This window comes from Pandoraea sp. B-6, from assembly GCF_000282835.1.
In the GTDB taxonomy this organism is placed as follows: domain Bacteria; phylum Pseudomonadota; class Gammaproteobacteria; order Burkholderiales; family Burkholderiaceae; genus Pandoraea; species Pandoraea cepalis.
The window spans coordinates 34146-52125 of the sequence record NZ_AKXS01000038.1; the positions used below are offsets into that span (position 1 = coordinate 34146).

The 17980-nt window shown below is 63.1% G+C and carries 17 protein-coding genes and 1 tRNA gene; 12 read left to right on the forward strand and 6 right to left on the reverse strand.

Annotated features, from left to right (window positions below; all coding sequences use genetic code 11):
• Window positions 1–45 precede the first annotated feature (45 nt).
• Window positions 46–954, reverse strand: a complete 909-nt coding sequence (locus tag A985_RS0100425; RefSeq protein WP_017231464.1) for a LysR family transcriptional regulator — start codon at window positions 952–954, stop codon at window positions 46–48.
• 144 nt (window positions 955–1098) lie between these two features.
• On the opposite strand from A985_RS0100425, the gene A985_RS0100430 reads away from it, so the two are divergent.
• From A985_RS0100430 to A985_RS0100485, 12 genes are all read left to right on the forward strand, one after another.
• On the forward strand, window positions 1099–2049 hold the full coding sequence (locus tag A985_RS0100430; protein ID WP_017231465.1) for a hydroxymethylglutaryl-CoA lyase: 951 nt from the start codon (window positions 1099–1101) through the stop codon (window positions 2047–2049).
• Window positions 2050–2060: 11 nt separating this feature from the next.
• Window positions 2061–3212: a CaiB/BaiF CoA-transferase family protein gene (locus A985_RS0100435; RefSeq protein WP_026131499.1), complete on the forward strand. Its 1152-nt coding sequence runs from the start codon at window positions 2061–2063 to the stop codon at window positions 3210–3212.
• A 125-nt stretch (window positions 3213–3337) separates the two neighbouring features.
• Window positions 3338–4777, forward strand: coding sequence for an MFS transporter (locus A985_RS0100440; RefSeq protein ID WP_017231467.1), 1440 nt, complete (start codon window positions 3338–3340; stop codon window positions 4775–4777).
• A 144-nt stretch (window positions 4778–4921) separates the two neighbouring features.
• A complete protein-coding gene (locus tag A985_RS0100445; protein ID WP_017231468.1) occupies window positions 4922–7294 on the forward strand; it encodes a plasma-membrane proton-efflux P-type ATPase in 2373 nt (790 codons plus the stop codon).
• Between the two features lie 177 nt (window positions 7295–7471).
• On the forward strand, window positions 7472–7882 hold the full coding sequence (locus A985_RS23655; protein WP_017231469.1) for a DUF4148 domain-containing protein: 411 nt from the start codon (window positions 7472–7474) through the stop codon (window positions 7880–7882).
• Between the two features lie 165 nt (window positions 7883–8047).
• A complete protein-coding gene (locus A985_RS23660; protein ID WP_017231470.1) occupies window positions 8048–8608 on the forward strand; it encodes a cytochrome b in 561 nt (186 codons plus the stop codon).
• Window positions 8609–8878: 270 nt separating this feature from the next.
• Window positions 8879–9475 (forward strand): undecaprenyl-diphosphatase, encoded by a 597-nt coding sequence (locus tag A985_RS0100460; protein WP_017231471.1) that lies wholly within the window; start codon window positions 8879–8881, stop codon window positions 9473–9475.
• A gap of 66 nt (window positions 9476–9541) precedes the next feature.
• Window positions 9542–10336 carry a membrane protein gene (locus tag A985_RS0100465; protein ID WP_026131501.1) on the forward strand — a complete coding sequence of 265 codons (795 nt, stop codon included), beginning with the start codon at window positions 9542–9544 and terminating at the stop codon, window positions 10334–10336.
• Between the two features lie 22 nt (window positions 10337–10358).
• Window positions 10359–11117 (forward strand): membrane protein, encoded by a 759-nt coding sequence (locus tag A985_RS0100470; protein WP_026131502.1) that lies wholly within the window; start codon window positions 10359–10361, stop codon window positions 11115–11117.
• A gap of 23 nt (window positions 11118–11140) precedes the next feature.
• Entirely contained in the window at window positions 11141–11806 is a 666-nt protein-coding gene (locus A985_RS0100475) for a response regulator transcription factor (protein ID WP_017231474.1), read from the forward strand.
• The gene (locus tag A985_RS0100480; protein ID WP_026131503.1) at window positions 11782–13179 is read left to right on the forward strand and encodes an ATP-binding protein; all 1398 of its coding nucleotides are present in this window, start codon (window positions 11782–11784) and stop codon (window positions 13177–13179) included. Before A985_RS0100475 ends, A985_RS0100480 begins: the two co-directional genes overlap by 25 nt.
• Complete coding sequence (locus tag A985_RS0100485) at window positions 13179–13694, forward strand: DUF2127 domain-containing protein (RefSeq protein WP_017231476.1); 516 nt, start codon at window positions 13179–13181, stop codon at window positions 13692–13694. Before A985_RS0100480 ends, A985_RS0100485 begins: the two co-directional genes overlap by 1 nt.
• A 78-nt stretch (window positions 13695–13772) precedes the next feature.
• Here the strand turns inward: A985_RS0100485 and A985_RS0100490 are convergent.
• From A985_RS0100490 to A985_RS0100510, 5 genes are all read right to left on the reverse strand, one after another.
• A tRNA-Leu gene (locus tag A985_RS0100490) sits at window positions 13773–13857 on the reverse strand.
• Between the two features lie 56 nt (window positions 13858–13913).
• Window positions 13914–15782 (reverse strand): methyl-accepting chemotaxis protein, encoded by a 1869-nt coding sequence (locus A985_RS0100495; protein ID WP_017231477.1) that lies wholly within the window; start codon window positions 15780–15782, stop codon window positions 13914–13916.
• A gap of 197 nt (window positions 15783–15979) precedes the next feature.
• On the reverse strand, window positions 15980–16609 hold the full coding sequence (locus tag A985_RS0100500; RefSeq protein WP_017231478.1) for an ATP-binding cassette domain-containing protein: 630 nt from the start codon (window positions 16607–16609) through the stop codon (window positions 15980–15982).
• A 13-nt stretch (window positions 16610–16622) separates the two neighbouring features.
• Complete coding sequence (locus tag A985_RS0100505) at window positions 16623–16892, reverse strand: metal/formaldehyde-sensitive transcriptional repressor (protein ID WP_017231479.1); 270 nt, start codon at window positions 16890–16892, stop codon at window positions 16623–16625.
• 114 nt (window positions 16893–17006) lie between these two features.
• Window positions 17007–17885 (reverse strand): LysR substrate-binding domain-containing protein, encoded by an 879-nt coding sequence (locus tag A985_RS0100510; protein ID WP_017231480.1) that lies wholly within the window; start codon window positions 17883–17885, stop codon window positions 17007–17009.
• Between the last annotated feature and the right edge of the window lie 95 nt (window positions 17886–17980).

A 17980-nucleotide genomic window follows, 5' to 3' on the forward strand; every position in this document is an offset into this window, starting at 1 on the left:
GACTCGGTCAATACTGTGCGACGCCCCGGAAATATCGTCGCATTGTCATGATTGGGTGCGAGCCCGTTCCACCAGATGTTCGACCATTCGCTGCGCCGCGGGCGGTAACGTTTCAAAGTCGCGATAGCAGATGATGAAGCGTCGGCGAGCCCAACTGTCGGTCAGCGGGACCGTCTTGATCTTCATGCTGGATTGGTAGATCTCTCCGACTTCGGCGGGAATCACGCTGATGCCCAGGTTGGCGGCAACGACACGCAAAGCGGCATCGAAGCTCGACACCACCGCGCGATAGGTCACGGTCCGACCAACACTCGCGGCGGCTCGCTGCAACAGCGTGTGGACCGCCGTCGCCGGGGGCATGCCCACGTGGTCATAGTCCAACGATTCGTGAAACGACAGCGAGCGGCGCTCGGCCAACGGGTGCGCCGGATGCACCGCCAAGGCCAGCGAATCCTCGCGGTACGGCACCGCCTGCAAGCCGTCCAGCGCGACGTTGTCCCAACAGACGCCGACGGACGCGGCGCCCTCGCGAATGCGCCGGACCAGATCGACCGACAGCCGTTCCTCGACATCCACACGGATGTCGGCGTGGGCCGGGATCGACATGAAGTCGGAAATATCGTCCAACAGCGATTCCGCAATGGCCGACGCGGACGCACACAGGCTCACCCGCCCCTTCAATCCGCGCCCGAACGACGCCGCGTCCGACGCGATTCGCTCCATCGTGAACAACACGCTGCGTGCATTTTCCAGCACCGCCAGTCCGGCGGCCGTGGGCTGTACCCCACGCCGCGTGCGGGTCAACAGCGTCACGCCGATATCCGACTCCATCTGCGCAATTCGCTTGCTGATCGCCGACGGCTCGATATGCGCCTCGCTCGCCGCCCGTCCGATGTTGTTGTGGTCGCACACGGCCACAAACAAGCGCAAGGTCTTCAAATCAATGTCGCGCACAACGCCTCCTCGGTCCGCCTGATTCTGACATTCCTGAATGGAACGCCATAGCTGCCTTTTCTTCTCTTTATTTCCATTCAGGAATGACTAAAGTTAGCACAAAAGCCGGAGGTTCAGACCGGCACCGATAACTTTGGAGATGCCATGTCCCTGTATCCGCCGCGCGTCATGCTGCGCGAGGTTGGCATGCGCGACGGGCTGCAAAGCCTGTCCAGCGTGCTGCCCACCGAGCGCAAGATCGAGTGGATCGACGCCGCCTACGCCGCGGGTCTGCGCGAAATCGAGGTCGGTTCGTTCGTGCCCCCCGAGCGGCTGCCCCAACTCGCCGACACGCCCGCACTCGTAGCGCACGCGCGCACCCTTCCCGGCTTGTCCGTGAGCGCGCTGGTGCCGAACCTGAAAGGGGCCGAACGCGCATTGGCCTGCGGCGTCGACCGCTTGCTCGTCCCACTCTCGGCGAGCCACGCACACAGTCTCGCCAACCTGCGCAAGACGCCCGACGACGTCATCGCGGAGGTCGGGCGCATTCGTGCCGCCCGCGACGCCGCCGGCGTCGAAACGAAGATTGAAGGCGGCGTGGGCACAGCCTTCGGCTGCACGCTGCAGGGGGTCGTGCCGGAAGCCGAGGTAATGCGCTGTCTCGCCGCGCTGCTCGACGTCGGCGCCGACGACGTCAGCCTGGCGGATACGGTGGGTTACGCCGGCCCCGGCGCGGTGAGCCGGCTGTTCACGCAAGCGCGCAAGCTGGCCGGTGAGCGCCTGTGGTGCGGTCACTTCCATGACACGCGCGGATTGGCGCTGGCCAATGTGATCGCGGCACTCGGCACCGGTGTCGATCGCTTCGATACGTCCCTTGGCGCCATCGGCGGGTGTCCGCATGCACCAGGTGCCAGTGGCAACGCCGCCACAGAAGATCTGGCCTTCATGCTGGACGACATGCAAATCGCGACGGGGCTCGATATCGACGCGCTCCTCTCCCTCCGCGCACGCCTGACCACATGGCTGCCCGGTGAAACGTTCCACGGTGCGCTGGCGCGCGCCGGACGCCCCCTACTGACCGGCGCGCCGTGCACGACGCTGCCGAGCGCTGCCTGAGGATTGCCATGATGTCCCAAGAAAATCGCTTGCCGCTCGAAGGCGTGCGAGTCGTTGAGTTCACCCACATGGTGATGGGCCCGACCTGCGGAATGATTCTCGCGGACCTGGGCGCCGAGGTCATCAAGGTCGAGCCGCCCGGCGGCGACAAGACCCGCAAGTTGCCGGGGTTGGGCATCGGATTCTTCCGCGCCTTCAATCGCAACAAGAAAAGCGTCGTCATTGACATCAACACCGACGACGGCCGAGCGACGGCGGCCGACCTCATTGGCGCGTGCGATATCGTGATCGAGAACTTCCGGCCAGGCCTGATGGCGGCGTGCGGTCTCGATTACGCGACACTGTCCCGCCAACATCCGGGCCTCATCTACGTGTCGCACAAGGGCTTCCTGCCCGGGCCGTATGAGAAGCGTCTGGCGTTGGATGAAGTGGTGCAGATGATGGGCGGACTTTCCTACATGACGGGCCCTGTGGGCCGCCCGCTTCGCGCCGGTACGTCGGTCAACGACATCATGGGCGGCATGTTCGGTGCGATCGGCGTGCTGGCCGCCCTGCGCGAGCGCGATGCGACAGGCCGGGGCCAGGAGGTGCAGAGCGCGTTGTTCGAGAACTGCGTTTTCCTCAGCTCGCAGCACATGCAACAGTACTCGATGACGGGCGAAGCCCCGCCCCCGATGCCCGCCCGCGTATCGGCCTGGAGCGTCTACGACGTGTTCACGCTCGCCCACGACGAGCAGCTCTTCATCGGCGCGGTCAGCGACAAACAGTTCCTCAAGCTTTGCGACGTACTCGGCTGCCCCGAGTTCGCCGCCGAACCGCAATTCGCCACGAACGCCGACCGCGTCGCCGTGCGACCGCTTTTGCTGGAGCGACTCGGCGCCGTGCTTCGTCAACACGACATGCAAGTGCTAATGCCTCAACTCGAAGCGGCGGGCATTCCGTTCGCGCCGATCGTGCGTCCCGAACAGTTGCTCGACGATCCCCATCTTCGCGCCAGCGGCGGCATCGCGCCCATGGAGGCCGACGACGGCACCGTCACCGATGTCGTGCTGCTGCCGATCACGTTGGGTGGGCGCCGTCCCGGCGTCAGGCAGGCGCTGGCAAAAGTCGGTGAGCACACGCAGCAAGTCCTCGGGCGCCTGACTCGCAAGGTCGCCGCCTGACACAAGCGCACCTTCGCACGCTCGCGTCATCGCACCTCTGGCGAAGTCCGCCAGCGATACGCGCTTAAACGATGTCGCGGCGCCATAACAAAACCCATGCCGCGACGGACACTTTGGAGACAAGCATGACAACAGGTCTGACCGTGGGCGCACCGCCCACTGCTGAAAATCACGTTCCCGCCGACATTCACCCAGCCGCCGAAATTGCGGCCCGAATGGACCGGCTGCCCGTCACCGGTTATCTCTGGAAGCTCGTTCTGCTAATTTCGCTGGGCGGCTTCTTCGAAATCTACGACCTGATTTTCACCGGGTACATTGCGCCCGGCATGGCGAAGAGCGGCCTGCTGAGCGCCACCACACATTCGCTGTTCGGATTGCATGGCATCGCGGGTTTCATCGCCGCGACATTCGCCGGCTTGTTCGTCGGCACGTTCTGCTTCGGCGGGTTGCCCGACCGCTTCGGCCGCCGTGCCGTGTTCACGTATTCACTGCTGTGGTACTCGGCGTGTTCGGCCATCATGGCGCTGTCGAACTCACCGGAGTCGCTGATCATCTGGCGCTTCATCGCCGGGATCGGCGTCGGTGTGGAAATCGTCACGATCGACAGTTACGTGACCGAACTGATGCCACAACACATGCGCGGACGGGCGATGGCGTTCAACCAGATGGTCATGTTCGCGGCTGCGCCGGTCGCGGCACTGCTGTCCTACGGGTTGGTGCCGACAACCCTGTTCGGACTCGACGGATGGCGTTGGGTGGTGCTCGCGGGTTCGGTGGGCGCCGTGCTGGTCTGGTTCGTGCGACGCGCCGTGCCGGAAAGCCCGCGTTGGCTCGCCATGAATGGTCGCGCCGACAAAGCTGATGCGATCGTCTCGCGTATGGAGCAAGCCGTGATGCGCGAGACGGGTTCGCCGTTGCCGGCGCCGGCTGACGTCGTCCAACTGCCGCCGCAACGCCGGGCAACGTTTGCCGAGCTGCTTCAGCCGCCGTACCGCTCGCGCCTGTTGATGTTGATCGCGTTCAACTTCTGTCAGGCCATCGGGTACTACGGATTCGCGAACTGGGTGCCGACGCTGCTGATCGGTCAGGGTATTACCGTGACGAAGAGCCTGCTGTATTCCTTCATCATCGCGTTCGCGCTACCGCTCGGACCGGCGCTGACTCTCCTCTTCGCCGACAGAATCGAGCGCAAGTGGCTCATCGTCGGCTCCGCTGCGGCCGTCGTGGTATTCGGACTTACGTTCGCCCGCTTGACCAGCGTGCCGGGGCTGATCGTGTGTGGCATCGTGATCAGCCTGTTCGGCCAGATCATCTCGGTGTGCTATCACGCCTATCAGGCCGAGCTTTTCCCGACGGCGATTCGATGCCGCGCCAACGGGATCGTGTATTCGGCCAGTCGGGCGGGCGCCATGCTTTCCGGCTTCCTCATCGCGGCATTGCTGCGCGACTTCGGGGTGCCCGGCGTCTTTGCCGGCATTACGGTCTGCATGCTGGTCGTCATGATTTCCATCGGGGCTTTCGGGCCCAAGACGAACGGCATACGTCTGGAAGCGCTGTCGCACTGACGTTGATGTTTCCCCGTTGATGGCCGGGCAATAAGGCGTACGATTCCCATTGCGTCCCGGTCGCCCGACGGGGACCGGGCAGGCCCATCGCGCAGGCGATGGGTTACCGAGAGGACTCCGTCGATGGGTACGCCTTCCCAGGTCATGTCATCTGCCGTTCATCACGAAGCGGATGACCCGCTGCCGCCCACCGACCCTACGAAAGGGCTGACCGCCCACGCGGCGCAGGATCGGCTGCAACGGTTTGGCGCCAATGTCATCGAGGATGTGCAGCGCCCCGCCTGGCGCCAGTTCGCAGGCAAATTCTGGGGGCCGGTGCCGTGGATGCTGGAAGCGGTCGTTGTGCTTCAAGTAGCGCTGGGCAGACCTCAGGAGGCCCTCGTCATCCTGTTTCTATTGGCCTTCAATGCGGCCGTCGCGTTTGTCCAGGAACGTCGCGCCAAGGACGCGCTGGCGCTGCTGCGTCGCCAGTTGCAAGTCAGTGCGCGCGTGATGCGCGACGCGCAATGGATGCGGTTATCGGCCACCCAACTCGTGCCGGGAGATGTCGTCCACGTGCGCGCCGGCGACATCGTGCCCGCCGACCTCAAGTTGTTCGACGGCACCGTATCGCTCGATCAATCGGCGCTCACGGGCGAGTCGCTGGCCGTTGGCGCCGGTCCGGGGCAGCCGGCTTATACCGGGTCGATCGTGCGTCAGGGGGAAGGCAGTGGCGAGGTCACTGCCACCGGGGCACGTACTTACTTCGGCCGGACTGCTGAACTGGTGCGCACCTCGAATGCACCGAGTCACATGCAGCGCACCATTTTCGCGATCGTCAAACGCCTCGTCGCGTTCGACGCCGTGCTGGTCGTCCTGGTGATTCTCTACGCTGTGACGCACGGACTTCCCATGACGGAGACGGCGATCTTCGCGCTGCTGCTGCTCGTGGCGTCCGTGCCGGTCGCGCTCCCTGCCACCTACACGTTGGCCACCGCGATGGCGAGTGCCACGTTGGCCAAGCAAGGCGTGCTGGTCACGCGATTGCCGGCGGTTGAAGAGGCTGCGGCGATGGACACGTTGCTCTCCGATAAGACTGGCACGCTGACGAAGAACGAGTTGTCGGTCGCGAAAGTGACCGCCTTCGAGGGTTTCGATGACATGGCCGTGCTGCGCGCGGCCTCGCTGGCGAGCGACGATGCTTCGCAAGACCCCCTGGACCTCGCTATTCTTGCGGCCCATCGTGGCCAACCCGGTGCGCAAGCGCTGCCGGTGCGCAAAGCCTTCCGCCCTTTCGATCCCGCGACGCGCTTCAGTGAGGGGGTCTATCTCGTGGATGGCACCGAATGGTATGCGCTGAAGGGCGCGACCCGTGCCGTGCTGGCACAGTGCAGCGTGTCGCCTGCGCAACCCGATGCGATTGCCGAAGCGGAGCGGCTGTTGGAGGGCGCCGGCGCGCGCGTGCTGGCTGTTGCGCAAGGGGGCGCTGGCGCTATCCGGATGGTCGGCCTCGTAGCGCTATCGGACCCGCCCAGAGAAGATGCCCACGATCTCATCGTCAAGCTGGGCAACCTTGGGGTGCGGGTGTGCATGGCCACAGGCGACGCGCTGGAAACGGCGAAGGCCATCGGACAACGGCTTGGCCTTGGTGCGCGCGTATGCTCCGCGCATGCCGAGGATCTGCGTCACCCCGAGCAATGCGACATCTTTGCGCGCGTGTTGCCTGAAGAGAAGCATGCCATCGTTGCCGCGCTACAAACGGCAGGACACGTGACCGGCATGACCGGGGATGGCGTGAACGATGCCCCCGCGTTGCGTCAGGCGGAACTCGGCATCGCCGTCGCCAGCGCGACCGACGTGGCCAAGGCGGCGGCAGGCGTCGTGCTGACCGATCCAGGTCTCGAGGGCGTATTGTCGGTGGTCGCGGCGGGACGGGAGGTGCATCGTCGCATGCTGACGTACATCCTCAACAAAGTCGTCAAGACGCTGGAAATCGTCGTGTTCCTGACGCTCGGTCTGTGGTTCACGCACGGCTTCGTGATCTCGTCGCCGTTGATCGTGCTTCTGCTGTTTGCGAATGACTTTGTCACGATGAGTATCGCCGCCGACAGGACACTGCCGGCAAGCCGACCGCAGCGCTGGCAAGTAGGACAACTCATCAGTGCGGCAGCCGTTCTGGCGGCGGTGTCGCTCGTGTTCTCACTGTCGCTCTATGCGACGACGCGCAGCCGGCTCGGATTGGATCCTGCGCAGATGCAGACGCTGGTATTTCTCCTCTTGGTCTTTACGACGCAGGCCAACGTCTATGTGCTGCGCACCGACGGGCGAATCGGATCGTTGGCGCCCAGCCGGGTCCTCGTGGTGGCGAGCGTGAGCGCCGTGTCCATCGTCAGTGGCATGGCCGCGAGTGGAACGTTGATGGCGGCTGTGCCGATAACGCTTATCGGCATGCTCCTGGTCGCCGTGACCGTGTTCGCATTCGTTCTGGATGCGATCAAAGGCGTTGTGTTCAGGCACAGCCGTCTCGTCGAGCGGTAGAGAAGTCGTCGTTTCGTGCACCGAACCGCACTCACGCGCGTGTGACGAAAGACCGAGGGGCAACGCGCGATCGCGCTAAGGGTTCGCTAAGGCAGCGCGCCTACGATCAATGTGAAGGTTGCGCGATGGCTGAGTCATCGCCCCTTCACACCCATCGTCACCCTTAGGAGTTCGATCATGAAGACCTCATATGTTGCTGCGCTCGTCGCCGTGGCGGGATTGCTTGGTGCGGTACAGATCAACGCTCAAGCGGCGCAAAGCCAATCCGCGATGCCCAGCGGTGCTCAGTCCTCTTCGCCCACCCGTGCGCAGGTGTATGCGCAACTCGTGAGCGCGGAAAAGCATGGGCTGTTGCAGCAAGGCGACACGGTCTATCCCGAGACCGCGATGAACCCACGTTCGCAGATGCACGTCACGCGGCTTGCCGTCGAGCAAAGCCTGAGCCGGGCCGAGCAGCACGGCTTGCTCACGCAGTCCCGTAACGCCTATCCCGTGGTTCACCTGACGGCCCGCACGCAAGCGGCATGGGCGCCGACGATGCAGGTCGCGAGCGAGTCGTCGATCGAGCGTGAGTATGCGCATCCGTAATCGTCACGCGGCGTCTGGCCGATCGATATTGACGATTCGGTCACGAAATGCGCACTTGCTAAGTCTTCGCTAAGTGTCGCGCCCCAGAATTCTGATCCATGGGGCACGGCGCTTGGCGACCGTGTCAGCCGGATTACGTTTTCAATCAGTGGCGAAGAGGCTTCGATGAAACAAACCATTACCCGTTACGATGCGGCATCCCGCTATCTGCACTGGCTTACTGCAGCCTTGTTGGCTGCGCAATTCGTTGTCGCCTTTGCGATGCCCGATATCACGCGCAACACGCCCGCCATCGGACTTGTCGCGTGGCATCTCTCGCTGGGCGTCACGATTCTGGGACTCACCGCGATTCGACTGGTGTGGTCGCGCTGTCGCAGCACGCCGACGAAAGACAAGAAGTCGATCTTGCACATGTTCGCGTCGGTTGCGCACAAGGGCTTGTATGCGCTGTTGGTGGTCGTGCCCGTCCTGGGCTGGATCAACGCGTCGGCGCGGGGCTACGGACTGAAGTTGCTGGGCGTGGTGCCGTTGCCCGCGTTGTCGACGCAGGGATCGTCTTTCGGCCACTCGATGGGCGACGTGCACTCGTTCCTTGCCTACGTGTTGCTTGGCGCGATCGGGATGCATATCTGTGCCGCGCTTTACCATCACTGGGTGCTGCGTGACGGCACCTTGCACAAGATGCTTCCCGTGCAGAACCAGCCGGAACCCAGCACGACCCGCTAACGGCCGGTTTGTCGCGCGACGCTGTCTGATCGCCGTCGCGCGACACGAATTTCCGCAGCAAACACATTCGCCCGCCCACCGTTCCCGGTGGTTGCGGGCGAATTCGTTTGTCGATACAAGCGGGCCTTCATGCGCCGCCACCATCACCGCCCCGAAACCGCGCAGATAACGACAGTTTCTAATGCGTGGCTAAGAGTGGGGGCATAGGCTTCGGTTTGCGCAATTTCCCGCGCCATTTTCGTAGCACGCTCATTTCAAGGAAGACGCCGCATGGAGCGCCTGAATGACACGTTGTTTCTCATGCTCAATGCATCGGCGTTACCCACGCCCCCGGTATTCGGCATGGCGGTTTTCTTTGCGCAGTACTTGATTCTGACGGTGCCTGTGGCAATGGGGCTGTTGTGGCTGCGCGCCGACGAGGCGCAGCGCCGGTCGCTGATTGCCGCCGCCATGGCCGGCGCCATCGGCCTCGCTGTCAATCAGGCGATTGGCTGGGTGTGGCAACATCCGCGCCCGTTTATCGTTGGCATCGGACACACCTATCTGGCGCACGCGGCAGACAGTTCATTTCCGAGCGATCACCTCACGCTGATCTGGTCCGTCGCCTGCGCGCTCCTGCCGGACAATCGAACCCGAACGGCGGGCATTGCCGTCGCACTGCTCGGCCTCCCTGTGGCCTGGGCACGCATCTTCCTCGGCGTGCATTACCCGATGGATATGGCGGGATCGGCAGTTGTTGCAGGCATTTCCGCTTGGCTTGCCACGCGGCAAATGCGCTGGCTTCGAACAGCCGCCTACCGTCTGGCCATGGCGATTCACCGGAAGCTTTTCGCACGTTTGATCGAACGTGGATGGGTTCGGGCATGAGCCACATGCCGTGTGACGGACTAAGGGTGAGCTAAGCGTCTTGTTGGACACTTCACATGTTATCTAATGAACCCGGAGGCAAGCATGAATCGTATCAATGCATCTAGCCCGGCATGGTTAAACAAAGTGCCTGAAGTGACCTTGACGTTCTGGCTCATCAAGATGATGTCAACGACGGTCGGAGAGACGGCGGCCGACTTCTTGAACGTCAATCTCGGGTTCGGATTGACCGGTACGTCTGCCGTGATGGGCTTGCTTCTGGCGATCTTCCTGGGACTGCAAATCAATGCGCGCCGATACATCCCATGGCGCTATTGGAGCACCGTCGTATTTGTCAGTGTTTTCGGAACGCTCGTCACCGACAACTTGAGCGACAACCTTGGCGTACCGCTTGCCGTGTCGACGCTTGCGTTTTCGGCCGCGTTGCTCACGACATTCGGGATTTGGTATGCGAAGGAGCGGACCTTGTCGATTCATTCGATCGACACGATGAAACGTGAGCTTTTCTATTGGACCGCGATTTTGCTCACCTTCGCACTGGGCACGGCAGCGGGCGACTGGGTGGCCGAAGGTCTCAATCTTGGGTACGCGAATTCCGCTTTGATGTTCGGTGCGCTGATCGGCCTGGCTGCCATTGCGAGATTTGTGTTCCAGCGCAACGCTGTCACCACGTTCTGGATCGCCTATATCCTGACTCGCCCGTTCGGCGCCTCGTGTGGTGATCTTCTGTCGCAACCCATTTCCAATGGTGGTCTGGGCCTGGGTGTTGTCGGCACGAGCGCCGTATTCGTTACGGCAATCATAGCGCTGGTCCTGTATCTCTCCATTGCCGAGCGCAATGCAGCGCGTCAGCAAGTCTGAATTCTCTAGGACACTTCCAACCGTGAATACAACCGTACAGAAAACACTTAGCAAGGTCCCCGAGGTCACCCTCTTGTTCTGGGTGATCAAGATCGCCGCCACGACCCTGGGCGAGACCGGAGGCGATGCCGTCTCGATGTCGATGAATCTCGGCTACCTTGTCGGCACCGCGATCTTCGCGGTGGTGTTCGCCATTGCCGTCTCGGCGCAGATTCGTGCCAAGGCATTTTCGCCCGCGTTGTACTGGGTGACGATCATTGCCACGACGACGGTCGGCACCACACTCGCGGACTTCGCCGATCGGTCGCTTGGCATCGGCTACGCCGGAGGCTCGTCGATCCTGCTCGCCTTGCTGCTTGGCTCTCTGTGGCTCTGGTACCGAACGATGGGCTCCGTGTCCGTGCATTCGATCCACTCGCCCAAGGCCGAAGCGTTTTATTGGGTTACGATCATGTTTTCCCAGACGCTGGGCACCGCATTGGGTGACTGGACGGCGGACACCGCGGGGCTCGGCTATACGGGCGCGGCCGTGGTGTTCGGCGCGCTCCTGTTGATTCTCGTCGGTGCGTATTTGTGGACACGCACGTCGCGCACGTTCCTGTTCTGGGCAGCGTTCATCCTGACGCGTCCGCTGGGTGCCGTTGTCGGCGATTTTCTGGACAAGCCGGTCAGCGCCGGTGGGCTTGCCCTGAGCCGGTACTCGGCGTCGTTTGCCCTGCTTGCATTTATTCTGACGAGTCTGCTCTTGTTCCGGCAACGCGCCGCGGCGAAAGCGCATTGATCCGTCGCTAGAAAGGAAATGACATGCGCATCTTGCTCGTCGAAGACGATCCAATGATCGGCAGTGTTGTTCGCGATTCGCTCAAGGATGCGACATTCGCCGTGGATTGGGTGACCGACGGGCAGGCGGCGCTGGCGGCAGCCGACTGCCAGCATTACGACCTGGTACTGCTGGATCTGGGCCTACCGGGCAAAGACGGTCATGCGGTGCTGCAAAGCCTGAGATCGCGAGGGCATCAGGTTCCCATCATCATTGTCACGGCGCGCGATACACTGCCGGAACGATTAAAGGGCCTCGACGCCGGCGCTGACGACTACGTGCTGAAGCCTTTCGAGATGGCGGAATTGCTCGCCCGCATCCGGGCCGTCATGCGGCGTCAGGCGGGACAGGCGCTGCCGGTCATGTCGAATGGCATCGTCACCCTCGATCCGGGCACCCGGCAAGCCCATACGTCGGACGTTGCACCAGTGCAATTGTCGAATCGGGAGTTCGCGTTGCTGCAGGCGTTGCTGACGCGGCCCGGGGCCATCCTGTCCAGAAGCGATCTGGAAGACCGGATTTACGGGTGGGGGGACGAGGTCGAGAGCAATGCCATCGAATTTCTCATTCACTCGCTTCGCAAGAAGCTCGGCTCGAGCATCATTAAAAACGTGAGGGGAGCGGGATGGATGGTATTAAAGGGCGATTGAGCGATTCCATTCGCCTGCGCCTGAGCCTGTGGCTCTCGGTGGCGATCCTCGTCTTTGCCGTGATCGCCGGGGTCATTTCGTTCGCCGCAGCGTTCGACGAAGCCCATGAACTGCAGGACGATGTGCTGCGTCAGGTCGCGGCCCTCGTCGACAACAACCATCTGCAGACCAGCGAATTTCGCAATCTCCAGGCGCCTCAGGCGCCACAGGCGAGCGGTGAGGAGGCACGCGTGGTCGTTCAGCCGCTCGGGGTGGCAACGCGTCCGGGTGCGGGCGACGGCGACGACAAGCTGCCGCTGTCGCTGCCGGTGACGATGGCCGACGGCCTGTCGACCGTCACCGTGGGCAAAGAGCCGTATCGGGTGCTGGTCAAGACACTGCAATCCGGCTCACGTATCGCGGTGGCGCAAGAGACGGACGTGCGCGACCAGATCGCCCGGACCAGCGCGATCCGGACCATCATGCCGCTCGTGGCATTCGTTCCCGTGTTGCTGCTGGTGGTCGGTTGGCTGGTGCGCAGGATATTCCGGCCGGTGGCGAGCCTGTCGAGCGAGATCGACAGGCGTCAATACAGCGAGCTGCATCCGGTGTCGACCGAGCATCTGCCGAACGAGATTCGTCCGTTTCTGCGTGCTATCAACAACCTGTTGTCGCGCGTGTCGACGTCGGTCGACGCGCAGCACCGCTTCGTGGCCGACGCCGCGCATGAATTGCGCACGCCGTTGACGGCGCTTTCGCTTCAGGCAGAGCGCCTTGCCGAGGCGGATATGTCCGCGACGGCCAGGGAGCGCCTGGTGGAATTGCGCCAAGGCATCGAGCGCGGTCGACACATGCTCGAGCATCTGCTGACGTTGTCCAGCGTGCAGGCGACGCAGAGCGACGGGCATGCCGCCACCGATTCCGTTCTGCGGGTCTTCCGTCAAACGCTGGAAACGCTGTACCCGCTGGCCGAAGCGAAGGGAATCGACCTCGGCATCGAGGCGAGTGAGGACGCGTCGCTACCGATGAGCGAGGCGGACCTGAGCATGCTGATCAAGAACCTGGTCGACAACGCCATTCGCTATACGCCGGCCGGGGGGCGCGTGGACATGATGCTCTCGTCGGGCAAGGGACAGACGGTTTTGTGCGTCAAGGATACCGGTCCGGGGATCGCGCCGAAGGAGCGCGATCGTGTTTTCGATGCTTTCTACCGAGGGCTGGGCACCAGCGAAGTGGGGTCGGGCTTAGGGTTGTCGATCGTGAAGGCCATTGCAGAGAAGGCCGGCGCCGATGTGCGCCTCGCCTACGCGGATGAGGTCGCGCGAACGGGCCTGAGCGTGACCGTCGTCGTACCGGGCGCATCGACCAATGTGCATGAGGGGGGCGGGGCGTGATGGGCTTCTCCGACGTCTACGAGAAGCGGCTCCATTTCGTCTTCGAGGCGAGCCTGTGGATAAAGGCGCTCTTCGCCCTTGCCGAGATCGTCGGCGGCGTCGTGGCGTACTTTATCCCCCGGCATTTCCTGCTGTCGACCGTGCTTTGGGTGACGGGGAACGAAATTGCGGAAGATCCGCACGATGTCGTCGCCCGCTTTTTGCTGCATACGGTGCAGCATCTTTCCGTCAGCTCACAGAAGTTCGCGGCGGCTTACCTGCTCGCGCACGGCGTGATCAAGTTATGGCTGATCATTGGCTTGCTGCGCGACAAGCTCTGGTATTTCCCCGTTTCGATGGTCGCGTTCGCCCTGTTCGTCGCCTACCAACTCTACCGATTCACGTTCACCCATTCGCCTTGGCTGCTGGTCCTCTCGGCACTCGACATTGCCATCATTGCACTGACGTGGCACGAATATCGCCTCTCGAAGACGCTCCATGCGCGTGGGAACGCCGGAACCGTCACGCGCAGCTAACGGCCTCCGGGCGTCAGTGAAACAGGCTCGTAAAACAAAAAGGCAGACGAACTCGCGTTCATCTGCCTTTTGAATGCCTGGTGCCCAGGGCGGGACTCGAACCCGCACGCCTCTCGGCGCTACCCCCTCAAGATAGTGCGTCTACCAATTCCGCCACCTGGGCAGGGGACGGCGATTGTAACGGGAAAATCGAGTTTTGTGAACGGCCGTTATAGCCCCTCAGGCCGCCCGACGCTTCGTCGACCCCACGACCGACAACGACGGCGCGTGCGGCGCCGCGTGCTGCCCATCGCGCAGACGGAAGCGCGCCACCGTCTCCGCCAGCATACGAGCCTGCTCGCTCAGCATGGCCGACGCGGCCGCCGATTCTTCCACCAGCGCGGCGTTCTGCTGTGTGGCCTGATCCATCTCCGAGACCGAGCGGTCGATCTGGCTGATGCCCGTGCTCTGCTCGGTCATGGCGCCGTTGATCTCGCTCACCAGACGCTGTACGCGCGTAATCCCGTCAACGATTTCGTTCATCGTGGTGCCTGCCGCCTGCACCCGTTCCGTACCGCTCTTGACGTTCTGCACCGACGTCTCGATCAGCGTCTTGATTTCCTGAGCGGCCGCCGCACTGCGTTGGGCCAGCGTGCGAACCTCGCCCGCCACCACGGCGAAGCCGCGTCCCTGCTCGCCGGCACGTGCAGCCTCCACCGCCGCGTTGAGCGCCAGGATGTTGGTTTGGAACGCAATCCCGTCGATCACGCTGATGATTTCCGTGATGCGTTCCGACGACTGCGTGATGGCCGCCATGGTGCCGACTGCATCGGTGACCACCTGACCGCCACGCGCGGCGGCGGCGCTCGCATCGTTGGCCAGGCGCGTGGCATGCTCGGCGGTCTCGGCCGTCTGCTTGACGCTGGACGTCATCTCCGTGAGCGCCGACGACGTCTCCTGCAACGAGCCCGCCGAAGCTTCCGTACGCTGCGACAGATCGCGGTTGCCCATCTCGATCTCGCTGGTGGCCGATGTCATCGACGACACGCCCGAGCGCACGTCGAGCATCACCGAGCTGATCTTGTCGACGAATGCGTTGAACGACTTCGAGATTTGCGCCACCTCGTCCTGCCCGATGACATCGAGACGCTGCGTCAGGTCACCGTCGCCCGAGCCGATGGTGTCCATGGCGTCGCGCACGATCGACAGACGCTTGAACGCGCGCGACGTAAAGATGGAGGCAATGACCAGTGCGATCAACGTCAATATCACGAGCGTGATGCCTGTTGCGTCCAGCACGTGCGTCAGGCCCGCTGTGGCTTCCGTGCGGTCGAGCGCCACCACCAGATACCAGTCCGTGCCCGGAATGCGCTTGGCCTTGAGCAGCTTGGGTGCGCCGGAGAGTTCCATCGCGACCGGTGCGGCGCCGTCGGCAGCCATGCCCGGCAGCGAGTCGGCGGTGAGCGCGGGCGCGACGTCCGTCGACGGCTTGAGCGAGAACTTGTTATCCGGGTGAGCGATCACCTGACCGTCGCTCGCCACCACCAGCGCGAGGCTCGACGGCGTGGGATGCACCGCCTTGATGATGTCCTGCACACCAGTGAGCGCCACGGCGCCGCTGACCACGCCGGTGGTCTGGCCGTCACGCAGGATCGGCGCGGTGAAGGCGACATACGGAATGCCCGTCGACGAATCGCCATACGGCTTGGTGACGGTGAGCTTGCCTGCCGCCAGGGCGCTCTTGTACCACGGACGCGCCGTCGGGTCGTAGTCCGGCGGCGTGGGCGCGGTGGAGAAGAATGTCTTGTCCGACCAGCCGATGCTCGTGATCGGGAAGTCGTTGGTCTTGCCCATGAGCTTCACGAGCCCGGCCGGATCTCCTTTCTCGACGACTTGCGACGTCGCCACGACCGCCTGCGCTTTGTCGGCGGACCAGCGCTCGATGGTGCCGGCATTCCCATTGGCCACGGCCGACAGCGTGTCGGCGATGCTCGACATCATGCTGTCACGCACGATGACGTAAGTCGTGATGCCAGAGAGAATCAGCGCGCCCACCACCGTCAGGCAGGAAATGAGCAGAATCCGGGTTCGCAACGAAGTGACTTTCATGAGCTTTCATCGGTAGGCCCGCGTGCGGACCGTTGAATGGGGGGGCGACGGGCCAGGCGGTGCCACCTGCGCCATCGCATTGATACATTGCAGCATTACTCTCTGCGCTTACGGCTGGGGGAGGCCGAAACTTTAATGAGTGCGGATCAATGAGCGCATGAGTGCGCCTTGCGGCCCACGGCAGGGCGAGCGGGAATTCAGCGGGTGCTGGGGCGCGTGAGATCGGGGAAGCCGAGCGTTGTCGCGTGGCAACCGTCAGCCAGCGCATCGTCGTGGGTCGAGAAGAAGACGCAGCAATCCTTGCCGAGGGTCGTGAACCAGTCGATCAGCACGGCGCGCGAGGCGGCATCGAGTCCGCCACTGGGTTCGTCCGCGAGAATCACACGCGGGCTGCCGAAGTGCGTGGCGGTCAAATAGTATTTTCGACGTGTGCCGAGCGACATCTGGTCGAAGCGCTTTTCCATATGCGGCATCAGCCCGAACCGCTCGGCCAGATCGAGCACGCTGGCACTCACGTGCGTTTGCCTGTCGGCGGCGCGCTGTTCGAGAAAGCCACGTCCGGTTTGCGACGGCTCGCCCAGGCAGTCGAACGGCACCACGGCGAGCGACGCCTTGGCCTCGGCAGGGGCGTCGCGCATGGCATGTCCGTCGATCCAGACCTGGCCGTCGTCCGGCACGACCGTGCCTGCGAGCATGCCGAGCAGCGTGGTCTTGCCGCCGCCCCCTTCGTCGCGCAGAGCAAAGCATCCGCGCTCGGCGCGGAAGCTCAGGTGCTGGAAAAGCGTGAAAGTGCCGAAGCGTTTGGCAAGATTCTCGAAACGAAGCATGGGCGTGTGACGGCTACTTCAGATAGGCCTTGATGACATGAAGCACGGGGGCCAGTTCGGCCTCGCGATGCGCCTGCTCGGACTCGTTGACGAGGTGATCGACGAGATGCCCCTCGATGACCGCGCCCATCAAGCCGTTGACCGCCCCGCGAATCGCCGCGATCTGCTGGAGAATCTCGATACAGTCGCCCTCTTCGTTCAGTTGCCGCTCCAACGCCTGCGCCTGGCCCTGAATGCGACGTACGCGTGCCAGCAACTTGTGCTTTTCCCGAATCGTGTGCACGGTCTGTCGCGCTCCTGTCTGTGTCGATCAAATGGCCGAAAATGTTAGCACGTACATACTAGGGGGCAGTATATCCCCGATTCGGCTTCCCGCGGATCGGAGGCGCGCCGCCGATTACTCGCCGATCAGAAACGGTGGACCGAAGCGCGTGGCGATGTGCTCCGTCGACTCGAACAATTCGCGCAGGACCTGACTCGTACACGTCGGCTGCACGTATAGATAGAACGCGACGTCGGGCAAGCGCGGCAGGCCGTCGGCTTCAGAGAGCACGCGCATGTTCGCATCGAGAAGCTCGGTGGTGCGAGCTGTCACCCCGAGGCCCGCGCTGATCGCCGCCCTGATGCCGGTCAGTGTCGGCGAGATGAAGCTCGTGCGCCAGGCGATGCCCGCCGCGTTGAGCCGCTCGATGGACAGGCGGCGAAACAGGCTCAGTTCGTCGGCCATCACCAGCGGCACCGGCGCGGACGAATTGAAGATGAAGTCGTCTGCACAGATCCACACCATCGGCGAAGTGCGCAGCTTGATGCCGGGGAAGGCTTCGTCGTAGCGCGTCGAGATCGCCAGATCCAGCTCCTTGTCGCGCAGGGCGTCCATCAAATGCGGGCTGCGGCCGACGATGATCTCCAACTGCAATTCCGCCGAGAGTTTCGATAACCGTCGCAACATGCTCGGCAGAATCGAGTCGGCCACGTCGTGCGGCGATCCAATGCGCAGCTTTTCCACCGGTCCGCGCGTTTGCATGACCTGTACGGCCTGGTCGTTGAGCGCCAGGATCTTGTTCGCATAGGCCACGAGTCGCACGCCATCGGCGGTCATCGCCTTCTGCCGGCCCTGCTTTTCGAACAGCGCGCACCCCATCTCCTGTTCGAGCCGCTGCATCTGCTGGGTGATGGCAGACTGGGTGCGTCCCACGCGCGTGGCGGCTGCCGCAAACGTCTCGTGCTGCGCAATCGCCACGAAAGTGCGCAACAGGTCGATATCCAGATTTCGCATGACGGTTCTGCGCCAATACTTCAGGCGCGCTAATGTTTAAGGGATAAAAATTAAATTGTTCTCGGGGATTTTGGTCGATAACCTGCCTGACACTC